Annotated in this window: 12 protein-coding genes; 2 read left to right on the plus strand and 10 right to left on the minus strand. The window is 32.6% G+C overall.

The features are described from left to right. Positions 1-256 precede the first annotated feature (256 nt). The 8 genes from J0383_RS03990 to J0383_RS04025 form a co-directional block, all read right to left on the minus strand. Positions 257-2992, minus strand: a complete 2736-nt coding sequence (locus tag J0383_RS03990; RefSeq protein ID WP_207297158.1) for a M16 family metallopeptidase — start codon at positions 2990-2992, stop codon at positions 257-259. 258 nt (positions 2993-3250) lie between these two features. Continuing rightward, positions 3251-4867, minus strand: a complete 1617-nt coding sequence (asnB, locus tag J0383_RS03995; RefSeq protein ID WP_207297159.1) for an asparagine synthase B — start codon at positions 4865-4867, stop codon at positions 3251-3253. Positions 4868-5170: 303 nt separating this feature from the next. Further along, positions 5171-6847: an asparagine synthase B gene (gene asnB, locus J0383_RS04000; RefSeq protein ID WP_207297160.1), complete on the minus strand. Its 1677-nt coding sequence runs from the start codon at positions 6845-6847 to the stop codon at positions 5171-5173. Between the two features lie 600 nt (positions 6848-7447). Beyond that, positions 7448-7897 carry a hypothetical protein gene (locus J0383_RS04005; protein ID WP_207297161.1) on the minus strand — a complete coding sequence of 150 codons (450 nt, stop codon included), beginning with the start codon at positions 7895-7897 and terminating at the stop codon, positions 7448-7450. A gap of 62 nt (positions 7898-7959) precedes the next feature. Further along, positions 7960-8490: a GNAT family N-acetyltransferase gene (locus tag J0383_RS04010; protein ID WP_207297162.1), complete on the minus strand. Its 531-nt coding sequence runs from the start codon at positions 8488-8490 to the stop codon at positions 7960-7962. Positions 8491-8618: 128 nt separating this feature from the next. Next, the gene (locus J0383_RS04015) at positions 8619-10373 is read right to left on the minus strand and encodes a TonB-dependent receptor (RefSeq protein WP_207297163.1); all 1755 of its coding nucleotides are present in this window, start codon (positions 10371-10373) and stop codon (positions 8619-8621) included. Between the two features lie 134 nt (positions 10374-10507). Next, the gene (locus J0383_RS04020) at positions 10508-11374 is read right to left on the minus strand and encodes a PhzF family phenazine biosynthesis protein (protein WP_207297164.1); all 867 of its coding nucleotides are present in this window, start codon (positions 11372-11374) and stop codon (positions 10508-10510) included. Positions 11375-11492: 118 nt separating this feature from the next. Next, positions 11493-14507 (minus strand): tetratricopeptide repeat protein, encoded by a 3015-nt coding sequence (locus J0383_RS04025; protein WP_207297165.1) that lies wholly within the window; start codon positions 14505-14507, stop codon positions 11493-11495. Positions 14508-14743: 236 nt separating this feature from the next. On the opposite strand from J0383_RS04025, the gene J0383_RS04030 reads away from it, so the two are divergent. Then, the gene (locus J0383_RS04030; protein ID WP_207297166.1) at positions 14744-15427 is read left to right on the plus strand and encodes a cell division ATP-binding protein FtsE; all 684 of its coding nucleotides are present in this window, start codon (positions 14744-14746) and stop codon (positions 15425-15427) included. Next, the gene (locus tag J0383_RS04035) at positions 15427-16308 is read left to right on the plus strand and encodes a glycosyltransferase family 2 protein (protein WP_207297167.1); all 882 of its coding nucleotides are present in this window, start codon (positions 15427-15429) and stop codon (positions 16306-16308) included. The genes J0383_RS04030 and J0383_RS04035 overlap by 1 nt, the downstream gene beginning before the upstream one ends. Here the strand turns inward: J0383_RS04035 and J0383_RS04040 are convergent. Continuing rightward, positions 16295-17380, minus strand: coding sequence for a glycosyltransferase (locus tag J0383_RS04040; protein WP_207297168.1), 1086 nt, complete (start codon positions 17378-17380; stop codon positions 16295-16297). The two genes, J0383_RS04035 and J0383_RS04040, sit on opposite strands and share 14 nt — an antisense overlap. Next, positions 17377-17784, minus strand: a complete 408-nt coding sequence (locus J0383_RS04045; protein ID WP_207297169.1) for a sugar 3,4-ketoisomerase — start codon at positions 17782-17784, stop codon at positions 17377-17379. The genes J0383_RS04040 and J0383_RS04045 overlap by 4 nt, the downstream gene beginning before the upstream one ends. Positions 17785-17855 lie beyond the last annotated feature (71 nt).

The raw sequence follows: 17855 nt of genomic DNA on the forward strand, positions 1-17855 counted from the left end.
TAAAATTCCGACTTAAAGCGCTTAAGTTATTAACACAATTGTCTGAAAAACCAAAAAATAATTTCAAAATCTAATTTTAAATTCCATTTTTTAAAAAATCTAAAACTAAATTTCAAAAACTCGGATTGAAAATTTCAAATTCTGAGATCAATAAAAAAACCGAAATAACATTTTAAAAATGCATTTCGGTTTTTTTAAAACATTCAAACCTTTATTTTGATTCGAATTTAGAATTTAAAATTGGACTTTTACTTTCTTATTTTTTATTGAAATCACCTGCATAAATTGAACTCATTTTATCTAATGAAAGGTATTTTTTCAGGACAGCGTTTACTTCTTCCACTTTTAAAGCTTTTACTTTTTCTTCTAAAGCATCATAATCTTCCAAAGGCACTCCGTATTGCAGATTCGTATTGACTAAATCCATTAAAGTATTGTCTATGCCTAATCTGGTTTTTCTTTCATTCTGCCAGCTTTTTAAATTGGTTTTTAATTCTTCTGCTGTAAATCCGTCTTTTATTGCTTTTGCAATTTCTTCTTTTGCTGCGGCTTCAACAGCATTCTTTTTCGTTGGATTTAAAAATGCATAATAACTCCATGAAGCTGTATCATTGTTAATTGGCACATCTGTAAAGGAACCTGCTCCATAACTGATTCCTTCTTTTTCTCTTAATCTCATAGGAATTCTAGCGCTTAAGAAACCTCCGCTTCCCAACATTTCATTGGCCATAACAAATGCTGGATAATCCGGATTTTTTCTGTCCATTTTAAAACTAATTCTTCCTACAGCAACTGCATTTTCTTTGTCTGGAGTAATAATTTCTTTGTCTAATTTTGTAGTTTCAAAATACGTTGGAAATGCAATTTCATATTTGGACTTAGAGTTCCATTTACCAAATGTATTTTCTAAAATTTCTGCTGTAGATTTAGGATCTAGATCTCCAACAACACTTCCGACTCCATTATTTCCACCTAAAATATTTTGATAGAAATCAACAATTTCAGATTGTTTTACCTTTTTAAAAGCATCTATCTGTTCTGGTATAGTCTGTGTGTAAAAAAAGCTGTCTTTTGGATATTTTGTTGTCTGTCTTACAATTTCTGTAAATGCTACAGCTTGCGGATCATTAAGACTTGATTCTAAATACGTATTGTACTCGTTGATTGTTTTAGTCAATTCATTTTGAGGGAAAGTTGAATTCGTTAATAAATCTCCCAAAATACCCATAACTTCTTTAAAACTTTCTTTGTAAGTACTAATATTGATTGACAAAGTTTGTCTTGAAAAATTAAAATTGATACTTGATTTTAATTCATCCAATCGATCCTGAATTTGTTCTTTGGTTCTGGTTTTAGTTCCTGTTTTTAATAACTGAGCCAGAATACCTCCTGTATCTGTTTTACCAGCTAATTCTTTTTCATTACTAACTGGGAATTTAAAACTTGCTTGAACTTTACCGCCTTTAATTTCTTTTTTAATTAAGCCGTATTTCGCCCCGTTTGTTAGTTTTCCTTCAACAAGATTTTGTTTTAGATTTTTTATTGATGCTTCAAATGGCGCTGCTTCTTTTTCAACCGCTTTACCTTTATATTCTTTAGTTAAACTTACAATTTGTTCATCAGTAAATTCAGCAGGCTTTACTCTCACTTCATCTTTTGATGGAATGAATATACCAACAGTTCTGTTATTGGATCTGAAATATTTCTCAGCAACTCTTTGAATATCTTCTTTAGTTAATTTTTCAACTGCGTCTCTGTATAAAAAACCAAGTCTGTAATCACCGGAGCCAATAATTTCTGTTAAGTTGATAGCAAACGAAATGGTATTATTTTTTTCGGCATCGATAGATTTTATAAGTTTTGCTTTTGCACGGCTTACATCCTGATCGGTATATTGGGTGGTTGCTATTTTATCTAGCTCGGCTCTAAAAGTTTCATTAACTGCTTTAACATCTTTATCATTTGGAACGGATACTCCAAAATAAATATAACTTGCATCTCTTGTGGTTGGCTGCCAGAAATAGATATTAGAAGCTTTTTGCGTTTCTATCATTGACTTATACAAATATCCTGATGGATCTGCCGTTAAAATTTCGCCTAATGCATCGACAGCAGCATAATCTTTATCGGCATAAGAAACGGTATGATAGAGAGCTCCAATATTTTTACTGTCACCTGCTCGTTTAAGTTCTACGAATTTCTCTCCGTCCTGAGCCGGCTCAATTGTATAGGTTTTATCTAAGAGTCTTTTAGGTTTTGGAATTGCTCCAAAATATTGCCCCGCATACTGCAATGCTTTTTGCTCATCAAACTTACCCGCAATTATTAAAGTAGCATTATCCGGCTGATAATATTTTTCGTAAAAAGTCCTAAGTGTATTCGCCTTTACTCTTTCAATATCTTCTTTACTTCCAATAGTACTTCGTCCGTAATTATGCCAAAGATAAGCTGCCGAAACAATTCTTTCCTGTAAAATTCTATCAGGGTCATTTTCTCCTATTTCAAATTCATTTCTTACCACAGAAAATTCTTTATCAAGATCCGTCTGCAGAATAGTGGCATTAATCATCCTATCTGCTTCCATTTCGATACTCCATTTTAAATTTTCATCGTTTGAAGGAAAAACTTCATAATAATTTGTTCTATCTAACCAAGTGGTCCCATTTGCATTTCCTCCTTTATCAGATAGCATCTTTTTAATATCACCCAAATTTTTTGTACTTTTAAAAAGCATATGTTCTAATAAATGAGCCATTCCTTTTTCTCCATAACCTTCGTTTCGAGAACCTACATTGTAAACAATATTGACAACCATATTACTTTGTGAAGCATCTGGAATCAAGAGAATTTTTAATCCATTATTTAAAGAATATTCTTTAACACCTTCAACATTTGTGATATACTTTGGTGTTTCGGATTTTTTTTGGGCATAAACTGAGCTCAATGAAAGTAATGAGCAGCATAAAACTCCACTTAATAAAAGCTTTTTCATAGATTTTGTTTAATTATTTAGTAATTGTTCATGGGTAATCAAATATAGTATTTTTCCTAAACACGTTTAATTTTTATTAACTAACTTTTAATACTTAAAACAAACATAAGTTTAATGTTTTTCACAGAAACTCACAATTATCTCAACAATATGGCGAATTCTATAAAATAATTACAAAAAAGAAAATCCGAAACTACATTAAAAAATGATTGTTTCGGATTTAGTTTTGATTCCAATTTAAAACTGGAAAGTATTTTATTAGACTGCGATTCCTGATTTTACAGTTTCAAAGTTCCCATTTAAGTGAGCCGCATTTGCTCTTCCGCTCGGGTCAAGATTTTCCTGCCATTTCGGAATCCATTTACGCACCGTTTGTGCTGCGCTGACTTGAGGATAATATTTATGAAAAATCGAACGGTACAAATACGCCTCTTTTGTTGTAGGTGTGTTATATGGAAATTCTGCACTAGCTCCTGCTAACTGTTCATCAGTAACCTGAGAAGAACAGTATTCAATTAATTCATCAACCCAATTGTATCCTACTCCATCTGAAAATTGTTCTTTTTGTCTCCACAAAACCTCAGCAGGTAAATATGGATTTTCAGGAACATCAAAAGCTTTTCTTAAAATATACTTTTCTACTCCATCGTATGTTTTAGGTTGTTTTTCTTCAGTTTTAATTCGAATGGTAACGTCTAGAAAATCTTTATCCAAAAACGGAGTTCTAGCTTCGATTCCGTGAGCCATTGTCGTTTTGTCTACACGAAGTAAATCTGCCGTAAACAGTTTTTGGACTCTTTCGATTGTTTCATCTTGAAATTCTTCTGCTGAAGGCGCATTTCTAAAATACAAATGTCCTCCAAAAATCTCATCGGCGCCTTCTCCTGACAGAATTACTTTTACTCCTTTTTCGCTGATTGCTTTAGACAATAAGTACATTGGTACTCCTGAACGAACAGAAATGATATCGTAGGTTTCTATAGCAGAAATAACTTTTTCTAAGGCTTCTACTCCTTCTTTTACAGTAAAATGTATTTCATGATGATCTGTGCCTAAAAATTCGGCTGCTTTTCTCGCGAAAATATTATCAGGCGCATCGGCATCTAAACCTATTGAAAAAGAAGGCAGTTTTTTACCACTTTCTTTTAAAATTCTAGAAGCTACAGATGTAATTAATGAGGTATCCAAACCTCCTGACAATACTACTCCTACAGGAACTTCACTCATTAAGCGTTTACGTGTTGCTTCGATCAAACTTTGGCGGATTAATTCAAAATCTAATGGCTGATCTGCTTTTAAATGATCTTCGTATTCGGGATGATAATATTTTACAAAACCGCTTTTTCCTGTGTAGTAATGACCTGGTGGAAAAGTAGAAAACGATTTGCATTGATCTGCTATAGATTTCATTTCTGAAGAAAAATAAATTCTTCCTCTTTCATCTAAACCATAATACAAAGGTTTAACTCCTATCGGATCTCTTCCGGCAATGTAATTGTCGCCATCGATAATTACGAAAGCAAAATCACCATCGAGTTTATTACAAAAATCATATCCAAATTCTTCATACAGATGTACAATTACTTCTGAATCAGAATTGGTTCTGAATGTGTGTTCTTTTAAAATTGTATTTTTTAATTCTTGATAATTATAGATTTCTCCATCGTGCACCATCCAAGCTTTATTTGTTCCTTGAATAGGTTGTTTGCCCGATTGTAAATCGATAATAGACAAACTCTCATGGCATAAAACACTGCCATTTTCCATAATATGCAAATCACTTTCATCGGGACCTCGATGTGACATTCTTTCCGAAAGCTCTTTTACAAGCTGCGGATCTTTTCCTTTACCAATAACGGCCAATAATCCAGACATACTATTTTATTTTTACTTTTTAATGAATTGAAACAAGTCTAACATTAAAAAATCATTAAAAAATTCAACTAAAAGCAAAACTAAATATTATTTTTTGCTTTCCTACATTTTAATGTTAAAATATCAGCGATTTAACTGTAAATCGATAAATGTAAATATATCAAAAGAAAGTTAAATAATTGCCGAAAACTTATTCACAAACTGCTGATTTTTAGAATTTAACATTTTAAGACAAGAAAAACGTCCTCAATTCTGAGAACGTTTTCCGCGAAAATATATACTAATTCTAAAAATTAACTTTGTTTATGCTTTTACGTAAGCATCGTCGTGAACACTTGCTACTGCTCTTCCAGAAGGATCGTTTAAGTTTTTAAAAGCTTCATCCCACTCTAAAGCAATTTTTGTACTACAAGCTACACTTGCTTCCTGTGGTACGCATAAGGCTGCCGCATCACTTGGAAAATGCTCTGAGAAGATAGAACGATAGTAATATTCTTCTTTAGAAGTTGGTGTTTGTAAAGGGAATTTATATTTCGCGTTTGCTAACTGCTCGTCTGAAACTTCTCTCGCCACTACTTCCTTCAAAGTATCAATCCAGCTGTATCCTACTCCATCAGAGAATTGCTCTTTTTGTCTCCAAGCAACACTTTCTGGAAGCATATCTTCGAAAGCTTTACGAACCACCCATTTTTCCATTGGGTGTTCTTTGTTGATCATTTTATCTTGCGGATTGATGCGCATGGCAACATCCATAAATTCTTTATCTAAAAATGGTACACGACCTTCAATTCCCCAAGCCGCTAAACTTTTATTAGCACGTAAACAGTCGTACATGTGAAGTTTTCCTAATTTACGAACGTTCTCTTCGTGGAATTCTTTTGCGTTTGGTGCTTTGTGGAAGTATAAATATCCTCCAAACAACTCATCTGCTCCTTCTCCTGAAAGAACCATTTTGATTCCCATAGATTTGATAACTCTAGCCATTAACCACATTGGAGTTGAAGCTCTAACCGTAGTTACGTCATACGTTTCAAGGTTGTAAATTACATCACGAACGGCATCTAAACCTTCTTGGATTGTAAATTTGATTTCGTGGTGGATTGTTCCGATATGGTCTGCTACTTTTCTTGCGGCAGCTAAATCTGGAGAACCTTCTAGACCAACTGAGAAAGAGTGCAATTGCGGATACCAAGCATCTGTAGTATCATCAGATTCAATTCTTTTTTGAGCGAATTTTTTAGCTACAGCTGAAGTAATAGAAGAATCTAAACCTCCTGAAAGTAAAACTCCGTAAGGAACATCACTCATTAATTGTCTGTGAACTGCTGCTTCAAGCGCTTTTCTGATTTCTGGAATGCTAGTTTCGTTATCTTTTACAGCATCATACTCCGTCCAGTCTCTTTTATACCATTGTACAAATTCTCCGTCTTTGCTTGATAAATAGTGTCCTGGAGGAAATAACTCGATTTTTGTACAATATCCTTCAAGAGCTTTTAACTCAGAAGCTACATAGAAAGTTCCATTTTGATCCCATCCAATATACAATGGAATAATTCCCATATGGTCACGAGCAACAAAATATTCGTCTTTATCAACATCATAAATTGCAAAACCGAAGATTCCGTTTAATTCATCAACAAAATTTACTCCTTTTTCTTTATATAAAGCCAAAATAACTTCGCAGTCACTTTCAGTTTGAAAGTTATATTTTCCTTCAAATTGTTTACGCAAATCTCTGTGGTTGTAAATTTCACCGTTTGCAGCCAAAACCAGTTTTTTATCTTCTGTAAATAAAGGCTGTTTTCCTGAAGCAGGATCTACAATTGCCAAACGCTCGTGAGAAAGAATTGCTTTATCATTGCTGTAAATTCCGCTCCAGTCTGGTCCACGGTGACGAATGATTTTAGACATTTCTAATACTTGAGGTCTTAAAGTCTCTGCTTTTTGTTTTAAGTCAAAGGCACATACAATTCCACACATAATTCTATATTTTAATTTTTAAGTTTAAATTTTAATTTGATAGGGCAAAGATGAAATATTAGTTACAATTGAAAAACACATTCAACAATATCAATTACAATTAGCAATCAAAATATTCAATTTACATACTAAATGTAAAATTTTAATATAAAAATATGCTCTAAACTTGAAAATTTTAATTTCTGAGGCAGAACTGCTTTAAAATTTAAAGTTTAATCTATTTTTTTGAAATAAATTTTGAGTTATTTGGATATAGATGAAAAATTCGTAAAGACAGGAAAGAAAGCTGTTCTGGAATTGCAGTTTATACAATGACAAAAGACTTACTCATAACAACAAGAGCCATCGGCTCGATTTAACATTGTAAGCCGGATTTTAATCCGGTTGTGAAAAACGTCCCGTAAAAAAGATCCGTAGGATCGAAACATATTGTGCGGTCTTTATGCTACGTCCTTCATTCAACGGATTAAAATCCGTTGCTACAATATTGGGTCATTCCTAGCGGAATTTTTAATGCGATTCCTCGTCCCTCAGAATGACGAGATTGTGCACAGGTGCTTACGCACAAAACTTTGACAAAGTTGACAAAGAAGAAAAAAACTACTCTACACTTTCAATTGTATAATGCGTTTTATTGATTTCAAACTTAAAACCAACTTTATTCCCCATTAAATGATTTCCTAAAGGAGATTGCGGAGAAAGTGCAATAACGTTAATTCCGTCAATTGTAATTTTAGGAAGTGCTACGCTTACATATAAATAAATTCCGTTTGCTTTTACCAGACTTCCTAAAACTATATTTTCTGTTGTTTTTGTCGGATCTATTTTTTCCAAGATTGCTATTTGAGCAATAGATTCTTTGAGTTTATTAGTGAGTTTTTCCTGTTCGATATGCATCATCGACAAAGCTGTTTCGTGTTTGTCTCCGGCAGAACCTTTGGCGTCGTTTTTAGAATCTTCGGTTAAATTAGAAATCATATCTCTAAAAACATCAATTCTATCTTGAACCATTTGGGTATAATGCGAATATATTTTTTCTTTAAAGGTCATTTTTTTGAAGGTACTGAGGTTCTAATGTACAAAGGTGCAAAGTTTTTTTGTTTGTCGAAGGTTTATTGGAAGAAAACATCAGGATAAACAACCTTACCGTATACTTTTTTTAATCCGTCTTTTACAAGCGGAATCACCATACAATTTTCTGCTGGAACATCAAACGGCATTTTAATATTATACTTTTCACAACGCTCATATCCAAATCTTGGATAATAACCTTCATGTCCAAGCAAAACAACAGATTCATATCCTAATCTTTCTGCTTGTTCATGACCGTATAAAATAAGTTTTGAGCCAATTTCTTTTCCTTGAAACTCTGGTAAAACTGAAACTGGTGCCAATGCTAACGATTCAAAAACATTGAGTTCGTTTACAATTTGTAGTTTTGTAAATAAAATATGTCCCACAATCTGTCCGCCAACCTCTGCCACAATAGACAACTGCGGAATAAAACCTTCTGATTTTCTTAATCTTTCGACCAAAAACTGTTCGTTGTGATCACTGTATTCTAGATCTTTAAAAGCTTTTTCTATTAACCGAAATACACTTTCGTAATCGTTTTTATTTTCTTGTCTAATTAGAACTTCCATAATCGTATAATCATCATAAAAATAGCCACAAATTCACGAATCTACTCCAAAAATTCATGAACCCATGGCTAAATAAGACACTTCCTGTTTTAGAAACTTCGTGCCCTAATACCTATAAAGTTTAGTATTTAAAAATCGAATTTGTAGTTTCCGCCTACTAAAACCTGGAATCCTTGAACCGGATAGTTCAGCCATCTTTCATAAGCCTGATTTCCAATATTGTTTAATTTAAGGAAGAAAGTCAAACGATCATTGAATTTATATCCCAAATGTGCATTGGCATCGAAATAGCTTTTTAAAGTTACCAAAACTGGATCTACACCAGCATTTAAATTAGACTGCATGTCTTTACGTTCTCCTACGTAGAAAACTTTTAAACCTGCATACCATTGTTTTGTAATGTTCACATCCAGACTAGAACTTAATTTCATTGAAGGTAAATTCCATGCTTCAACTGCGCCGTCTGTATTGTAACTGTTAAAAGTTCCGTTGATTCCAAAAGAAACATTTTCTGAAAAATCAGCTTTTAATTCTGCATAAAAACGAAGCGTTCTAATATCTTCATACACTACTCCAAATGAGTTTCCAAAAGCATAATTCTGGTTCGATAAATCTTCTGTATAATCATTGCTTTTAAACAATGCTTTGTCTTTTTCATTTAAATAAGAACCTGTCAAATTATAGCTTACATTATTGGCTAATTTTCCTTTTAATCCCGCAAATACATTGTATTGTGTACTGCTAGGTCTCATGTTTAGAGTTGGAGACAAAAACGGATTTTCGGTTACAAAATCAGCGTATGAGTTTTGATTTAAACTACCATTTACTCCTGTATAGAAAATCATTAAATCACCTACTAATTTATAGGATGCATTTACTTTTGGATAGATGTAAAATTTGTTTCCGCTGTTTTCAGAATCCAAAGCATAAAACAATCCTGCTCCTAGCTCTAATGTCCAATCGTTTTCAGTAACCACAAAACTTGGCTCAATACCAAAATTGGTTAAACTGTATTTTAAAGGTTCAACATTATCTCTTGCATAATTATTTTCGAAAGAACCACTTACGTGATCGATAATAACATTGGTATTAATCGCTTGATCCATTACATCCACTTTGAAAGTCGGTTTCAGATAAAAACGATTTTCTGAAGAAGAAAAACTATCTGAAAAATGTGTAAATCGGGTTGAAACTTTGCTGAAAACACTTTCATTAAATTCAAAATTTCCTCCTAATGAAATGGTATTGTACGAATGATTCGGATTAATTCCTGTAACTAAAGCTACTTGATCTGCAGGAGGCAAAGTTGCTCCAAAATCCGATGGTAAACCATACCAATTATAAACCTGATTTTGATATCCTAAATCGATTCCCCAAGACACATCACGATTGTTAACTCCGTAACCTACGTTTAAAGCTGTATCATAAAATTCATCGTTCAGTTTTGCATCTTTGATACCACCTTGCGAAGAATGATGACGAAACATTCCAGCTAAATAATCGTTGTTTCCTAAATCTTGAGTTACGAATAATTCACCATTTAAGGTTCCGTAATTACCAACTCCTAATGTTGCATAATTATTGAACAATCTTTCTTTTTTAGATTTATCGACAGCTTGCGCATTCCCTTTTGACGGCGTAAAAGTAGAGGCTACAGGAACGGATAAAATGCTATATTTGATCGTTTCTTTCGGCTGATTTCCAGAATCGTCAAGCGAAGGAATCTCTTTCACTTTAAACGCATCAGATATAGTTGGCGAATAAGGTTTTACTACGTTTACTGTTTCAGTTCCGATGTTTTCATTTTTCTTTTGGGCAAACGAAAGCTGAACAACAAATAACACAAGTAAAATGATGATTTTATTTCGGCAGTTTAATTTCATATTTCTTTATTTTTAGAGGATAGAGGAAAGAAAAAAAGAAAAGATATTTACAATACCTTAATTTCTTCTCCTCAAAACTCTTTGTTCTATTCTCTATATTCTATCTAAATTCTTTTCGTGATTATATTCTCTAATTAGTATGCTTCCCAATCTCCTTTGGCTACAAACTGGGCTTTTCCTCCTATTTGTATATCAAATTGGTCGTTGGTTAATTTTCCTTTGAAATAAATCTCAGACGGACGATTGATATAATCTCCCTGATAATTTGTTAGTTCTATTTCTGGTTTATGATATTTTAATAAAAAGGCTTGTAAACACGTACTGGCACTTCCGGTTGCTGCATCTTCAACTAATTGGTTGTGTTCGACACAAAGCATTCGGCTAAAGATTTTTGAACCTTCTAAATAATAGAAATACAATCCTCTGTGGTTTGTTTTACAATTCTTTTTCAACCAATCATCCGTTTTATCTTTGTCTAAAACCAAATTTTCAAGCGCTCTTTTACTGCTTAATCCAACCATTACAAACGCACTTCCCGTAGTAACTTCTTGAACCGGAAATTGATTTTCAAAATCACTGACCGTTAGATTACTAAATGTCGTAATATCTTGTTTTGAAAAGATATCCCAAAATTTTGGCTGAGCCGCTTTTAACCAAATCAAACCTTGGGACTGATGAACTGCAATTGGTCCAATTGGCACTTCCAGTTTTATTTCTGCAGGCGGATTATCAAAAATTTTATTGATTATAACCCAAGAAGTTCCAATTATTGGATGACCTGCAAACTGCATTTCCTGTGAAGGTGTAAATATTCTGATTTCGGCTTTGTTGTTTTCTCTGTCCAGCTTGGTTATAAATGTGCTTTCTGCAAAATTGATTTCGCGTGCCATCTGCTGCATTTCTTCTGAACTTAAATTTTGTGCATCTAAAAAAACCGCCAACTGATTTCCGGCATATTTTCTATCAGCAAAAACATCAACTATATAAAAAGGTAAACTCATTTCTTTTTCTTTTTAGAAAATAGAACAAAGAAAATAGAGGATAGACTTTCCAATCTTTTTTCTACCATCCATGTTCTAACTTCTATATTCCATTTTCTATTTTCTATTTTCTATTCTCTTATCGGTTAATTGACGAATTCGTTTTTGATTCTTCTACTTTAATGGCGCCCAATTCTCTTTTCGCTTCTTCAACTACATCCGGATAATCTGTAAAATTATTGATTACGTTGTCTAAGATGTAAGTTGCTTGATAACTGTCTTTTAATCCGTAGAAGTTTTTCGCCATTAAAACCAAGCCTTTTGCTCCGTAATATTTGTAAGCCGAATAGTTTTTAGCCAGTTTTTGAACCGCAGTATTCGAAGCTTCGAATTTTCCTTCTTTCGTTTTAAAGTACGCATCGTAATACAAAGCTTCTGCCGCTAATTCACCTTTTGAAGTTGCCAAAAGTTTAGCATAAGCTGTTTTTGCTTTGTCTTCGTTTCCTGTCTGCATTGCGGCACGCGCTACAATGATTTGCGCATCGGCTTTTACGCCAGCATCGGCTTTTGGATTTTCTAATACTTTTTCTGCAGAAACAACTGATTTGTCATAATCTTTTTTATCATAATAACATTTCATCAAGTTGGCTTGTGCGAAGTTTTTATTTTGAGGATAATCGGCTTCATTTTCTAAACGTGCCAAAACTGGAATTGCTTTATCACAGTCTTTTGCTTTTAAATAAATCTGAGCCAATCTGTTTAAGGCTTGTTCTGAAAATTCGCTTCTTGGCTGTTGTATTACATATTGGTAATTCGAAATTGATTTGGTTTCAGAACCTTCGGCATAATACAATTGTGCTAAATAGAAATTGGCTTCTAAAGCATGTAATCCCGAAGGAAAATTAGTGATATAACCTGCAAAACCTGTAATGGCATTTTTGCTGTTGTTTTGGCTGTATTGTTTGAAAGCGGCATCGTAAGTATCGTTATCCAATTCAGCATCTGTAACCGAAACGAAATCCAATGTTTTAACCCATGAAGCATATTCATCTACTCTTCCAGAATCGACATAAATTAATCTTGCTGTGGAAACTGCTTCTAGAGCTTCAGGCGTTTTTGGGAACTCAGCAGCGACTTTTTTGAATTTAGATAAAGCTAATTCGTCACGATCTGAATTGTAATAAATTAAACCTTGTTTTAAGATAGATTTTGACGTAAACGAACCATTTTTATATTCTGAAATTAACTGATCGTAGGTTTTAATAGCTAAATCATTTTTCTTATCAGCAACATATGTATTTCCTAATTCAAACAAAACATCATCACGATATTCTGATTTTTTATACATTTTTAAAAAGTTGTTCAGTTCGTTGATTTTCTGATCGTTTCTTGACATAAAACCATACAAAAGTGCTTTTTGAAACTGCGCATAATCAGCATCGACACTTTTGGCATCCATTGCTTTTCCGTACGCTTCCATTGCCTGAGAGTATTTCGAAGTCACAAATCTTGAATCTCCTAAACGCAGATATGAATCATTCAAACGTGTTTTATCTTCTTTATTAGTATCAATCTGAGCTTGAAATGAATTAGCTGCTTGATCGTATTCTTTTAATTTAAAATACGTGTATCCAATATTGTAATTGATGTTTTTGTATTCGTCTGTACTTTTAGCCGATGGAAGTCCCGCAAACTGTTTGTAAGTTAACAATGCATTCTGCATATCGTCGTTAAGATATTCTGTTTCGGCTTTCCAAAAAGTAGCACGTGCTGTAAATTCAGGTGTTTTTTGTTCAGCAATAGCGCTTTTGAACATTTTTCCAGCTTCAGAATAATTGGATTCGTTGTACAATTCAAGTCCTCTATAAAAAAGTACTTTTTGATACGCTGCTTTATTTTCAGGAGTTCTGTTTTTTTCTAATAAAGCCAAAGCTTCTTTGTAGTTTTTGGTAGAAATATACGAATCAACTAAAAGTTTTTCTACTTCAGCTCTGCTTGAATTGTTTGGGTATTTTTTCAAGAAATCCAATAAAATTCCCGGAACAGTCTGATATGCATTTCCAATATCATAACTTAATTTAGCGTAATTCAAGGCTGCATCTTCTTGAATCTGTGCATTAAAATCCATTTCCGAAGCATTTTTAAAAGCATTAAGCGCTTCCTGTTTTTTGCCTGTATTCAAATAACTTAAACCTAAGTGGTAGTACGCATTTTGCGCTACGAAGTCTTTTCCCTCTATAATTTTATTGAATTGAGAAATAGCCTTTTCATACTCTTTCTGTTCATAATACGCATATCCTAACTGATAGAAATCGGTATTGTTCCATTTTCCTTTTTTACCAGCGTATTTTTCTAAATACGGAATTGCTTTTCCATATTGTTTTAGGTTGAAATAACTTTCTCCAATAATTTTATTCAATTCGGATTTTTCCATTTCATTGGACTTATCCATTGCTTTTTGTCCTAAATCAATGGCTTTTTGGAAATTCCCTAATTTGAAATTCATATCGGCCTGATAATACGAAAGTTTTTCTTTGTATTTTTCTTCGCCAGAAACCTCATCAAAGTATTTGGTTGCTTCTTTATAATCGTCGCCTTCATACGCCATAAAACCTAAATAGTATTTGGCTTGCGAACCGAACTCAGGAGAATTCACGACCTTATTAAAATAAGTTGTGGCTTCTTTTTTCTTTTTAGCATTGAAATAGCTGTACCCTTTCTGGAAATTGAATTTATCCGATTCTGATTTGCTCATGTAACTTTCGTCAACTTTATCAAACCACTGCAACGCTTTTGGATAATTGCCCTGCTCGAAGAAATACTGCGCCACTTCGACATATGCTTGATTTTGTTTCGTACTTGTTGGATAATCTTCAACAAATTTTTCCATCAAAGCATCTGCATTTGGCTTATTGGTTCTAATAGCACAATTGGCAATGTAGTACGCACAGTCGGATTTTACTTCTTCGGTAACTGCCGTATTTTTTACGTTTTCGAAAATATGTTGTGCCGAAGCATATTGTTTGTCGTTATATAAAGCCAGTGCTTTGTCAAAATCCTTTAAATCGTAAATATATATAGCTGATTTTTGTGCTGAAACTGAAGACGAAATAAGGATAATTTGGAATAAAAAGAACCAGGAAAGTTTACGCATTTTAGTTATATTTAGTATTCAAATTTATCATTTTATACCGTTTATAACGAAACGTTTCCTAATTTTATTATGAACAAATGTTTTAATGATTGTTATAATACGGCATATAGTCAAGCAATTGGTTCTCAAACTTTCAAAAACTTTTATTCTTTTGGCTGTTTTATTCAGAAATGATTGAAATTTATTTTGAATACAATCGTTAACTTAGTACTTTTACCAATCAAATCAATTTTATTATGTCACAAACCGTACTATCTCTTAAAGAAGTCACTATATATCAGGAAGGAAGAAAAATTATCTCTCATATTAACTTAGACGTTGAACACGGCGAGTTTATCTACATCATCGGAAAAACAGGTTCAGGAAAAAGTACTTTCTTAAAAACTTTATATGCTGATCTTCCATTACTTGAAGGCGAAGGTCATATCGTTGAATTTGATTTGGCTTCCTTAAAAGAAAAAGACATTCCGTATTTGAGACGTAAAATTGGTATCGTTTTCCAAGATTTTAAATTACTTCCAGATCGTTCTATAAAAGACAATATGCTTTTTGTTCTTAAAGCTACTGGATGGACTGAAAAAGAGGCTATGCAGCACAAAATCGATGAAGTTTTAGACAAAGTTGGAATGAAAGATTTCTTAAACAAAATGCCTCATCAGCTTTCTGGCGGAGAACAGCAGCGTGTAGCTATTGCAAGAGCACTTTTGAATGATCCTGAATTTATCCTAGCCGATGAACCAACCGGAAACCTTGATCCGCAGACAAGTTCTGAAGTATTGGAAGTTTTAAAAGCGATTAACGCTGCAGGAAAAACGGTTATCATGGCTACTCACGATTATGCTTTATTAATGAAATTCCCATCTAAAACATTAAAATGTGAAGATGAAAGAATTTTTGAAGTGGTGCAAAGAAGTGTATAATGCTTTCCATTTTAATTCCGGTTTATAATTATAATGTTTTACCGCTTGTCAGCGAACTCGTAAAGCAGTGTAATTCTTGTGGAATTAACTTTGAAGTTCTTTGTCTGGACGATGCTTCTAATCTATATGAAGAAGAAAATCAAAAAATTAATCAATTTATAAATTGTTCTTTTATTGTTTTACCCAAAAATATAGGCCGAAGTGCGATTCGGAATTTATTAGCCGAAAAAGCCCATTATGAAAACTTATTATTTCTAGATGCTGATACAATTCCTGTTCAAGAAAATTTTATTTCAAATTATACACAAGAAATAAATCAGGAAGAAAAGATAGTTTACGGAGGTATTTTATACGAGAACATTAAACCTGAAAAAGGAAAAGTTTTAAGATGGATTTATGGAAGAAAAAGAGAAGCGTTACAAGTTTCTGATCGCATCAAAAATCCATATCTTTCTTTTTTAACTTTGAATTTTTTGATAACAAAAAGTATCTTTTCAGAAGTTCGATTCAACGAAAATATTCCAAATCTCAGACATGAAGATACGTTATTTTCATTTGAATTAAAACAAAAACAAGCCAAGATTATTCATATTGAGAATCCTGTTTTTCATTTAGGAATAGAAACCAGTGTAACTTTTTTAAAAAAGTCTGAAGAAGCTGTTTTAGGCTTAAAAAACTTAGTAGATTCAAATCTTATTTCTAAAGATTATGTAAAACTTTCGCATTATTTTCAAATGATAAAAAATTATCAACTAAGTTCTATTATTTCTTTTAGTTTTAAAATCTTTAAACCTCTATTAGTCAAGCAGCTTGTAAGTAAAAAACCTTCTCTTTTACTTTTTGATATTTACCGCTTGGGATATTATTCTAGCTTAAATTAGCTTTTACAATTTCTTCAAAGAAATTTTTCCATTGATCCATAATAAGGTCAATATCATATTTCTGAACGCTTTCTTGGGCTTTGTGTCCCATTTTTTTGCGTAAAATTTCGTCTTCCATTAATAAACTTACTTTTTCAACAAAAGATTTTTCATTCTCTTCTTCAATAAGAAATCCATTCTCGTTATTCCTAATAATCGCTTTTGGTCCAACAGGACAATCATAAGCTATGCAAGGAAGACCAACAGACATTGCTTCTATCAATACCATTGGCAGCGCTTCATTTCTCGAAGTCATTACTAATATCGAGGCAGCTTGATACACTTCCTGAATATTATGTACTGGATTAGAGAAAGTGACATTATTAATCTGTTGTTTTTCAAACTGAAGTGTTTTGTTAGGCTTTCCAAAAATTTCCAATGTCCATTCTGGATGTTTTTGTGTTATAAGTGGCCATATTTTCAATATTCTGTCAATCCCTTTTTCATAGGAATGTCTGGCAATCATTATGATCTTCTTTTCTTCCAGTTTAGCAGTTTGAGAAACCTTGAACCACAACGGATTAGAAATTATTCTTCCATTTTTAATGGACCATTCTTTTAAACTTTCCTTAGATAATGCAACAAAAAACAAAAATTTAGAAGCACAGTAATTCCGGTATTCATATTTTAACTTACCTGTAAATCTTCCAAAAAAAGTTTTTCTATATTCATTAAATCTTGAACCGTGAGCTTCAAATATAACAGGAACATCTGTTTTTAAAAATAATGGAATTGAAAACGATTTTAAGGCAAAATCACAAACTATTATACAATCAGGTTTCAAAAGACTAATATGCTTTTGAAGTTGCTTTTTATATTCAAACAAATTTAAAAGTTTCCCTTTTTTTAATGAAATATCATAAAATCTTATAGCTCTATTAAATTCGAAAAATACGTCTGAATCTCCATCATTCTGTGTAATTATAGAAATTTGGTAATTCCATTTTTCTATTAAATAATTGGTTTTTACAGAAAGTACTCTTTGAATTCCTCCTTCTTCATTAATCCTTTGAGTGATGTATAATAGTTTCATTTTTTAGACATCAAAAATTTGTCATAATCTCTTATGTAATCGTTCTCATCAAAAACATCTGACGATAAAACAAGACATACTGCTCCTGATGAAAAATCTTCAAGTTCTCGCCATAGTCCATTTACTAAATGCAGACCAGTATCTGGCTTATTTAATAAAATTTTAGTTTTTTGAAAACCATCATCCAAAGTGACATAAAAGCTACCGCTAAGCGCCACTAAAATTTCATGTTGCTGAATATGCGAATGTCCTCCTCTAAAAGCATTACTTGGAATATCAAAAAGATAGTAAATTCGTTTGAATTCAAAAGGCAGAATATCATTTTGTATAAAAGCCAAATTACCACGAACGTCCTCTACTACAGGAAATTTTATATATTGAATATCATGAATTGTCGTTTTCATATTACTATTTTAGAACATTCCTAGAAATGCTTATTGATGATATATGCTTTAGATCACAAATATTAAGTATT

The organism is Flavobacterium endoglycinae (assembly GCF_017352115.1).
GTDB lineage: Bacteria > Bacteroidota > Bacteroidia > Flavobacteriales > Flavobacteriaceae > Flavobacterium > Flavobacterium endoglycinae.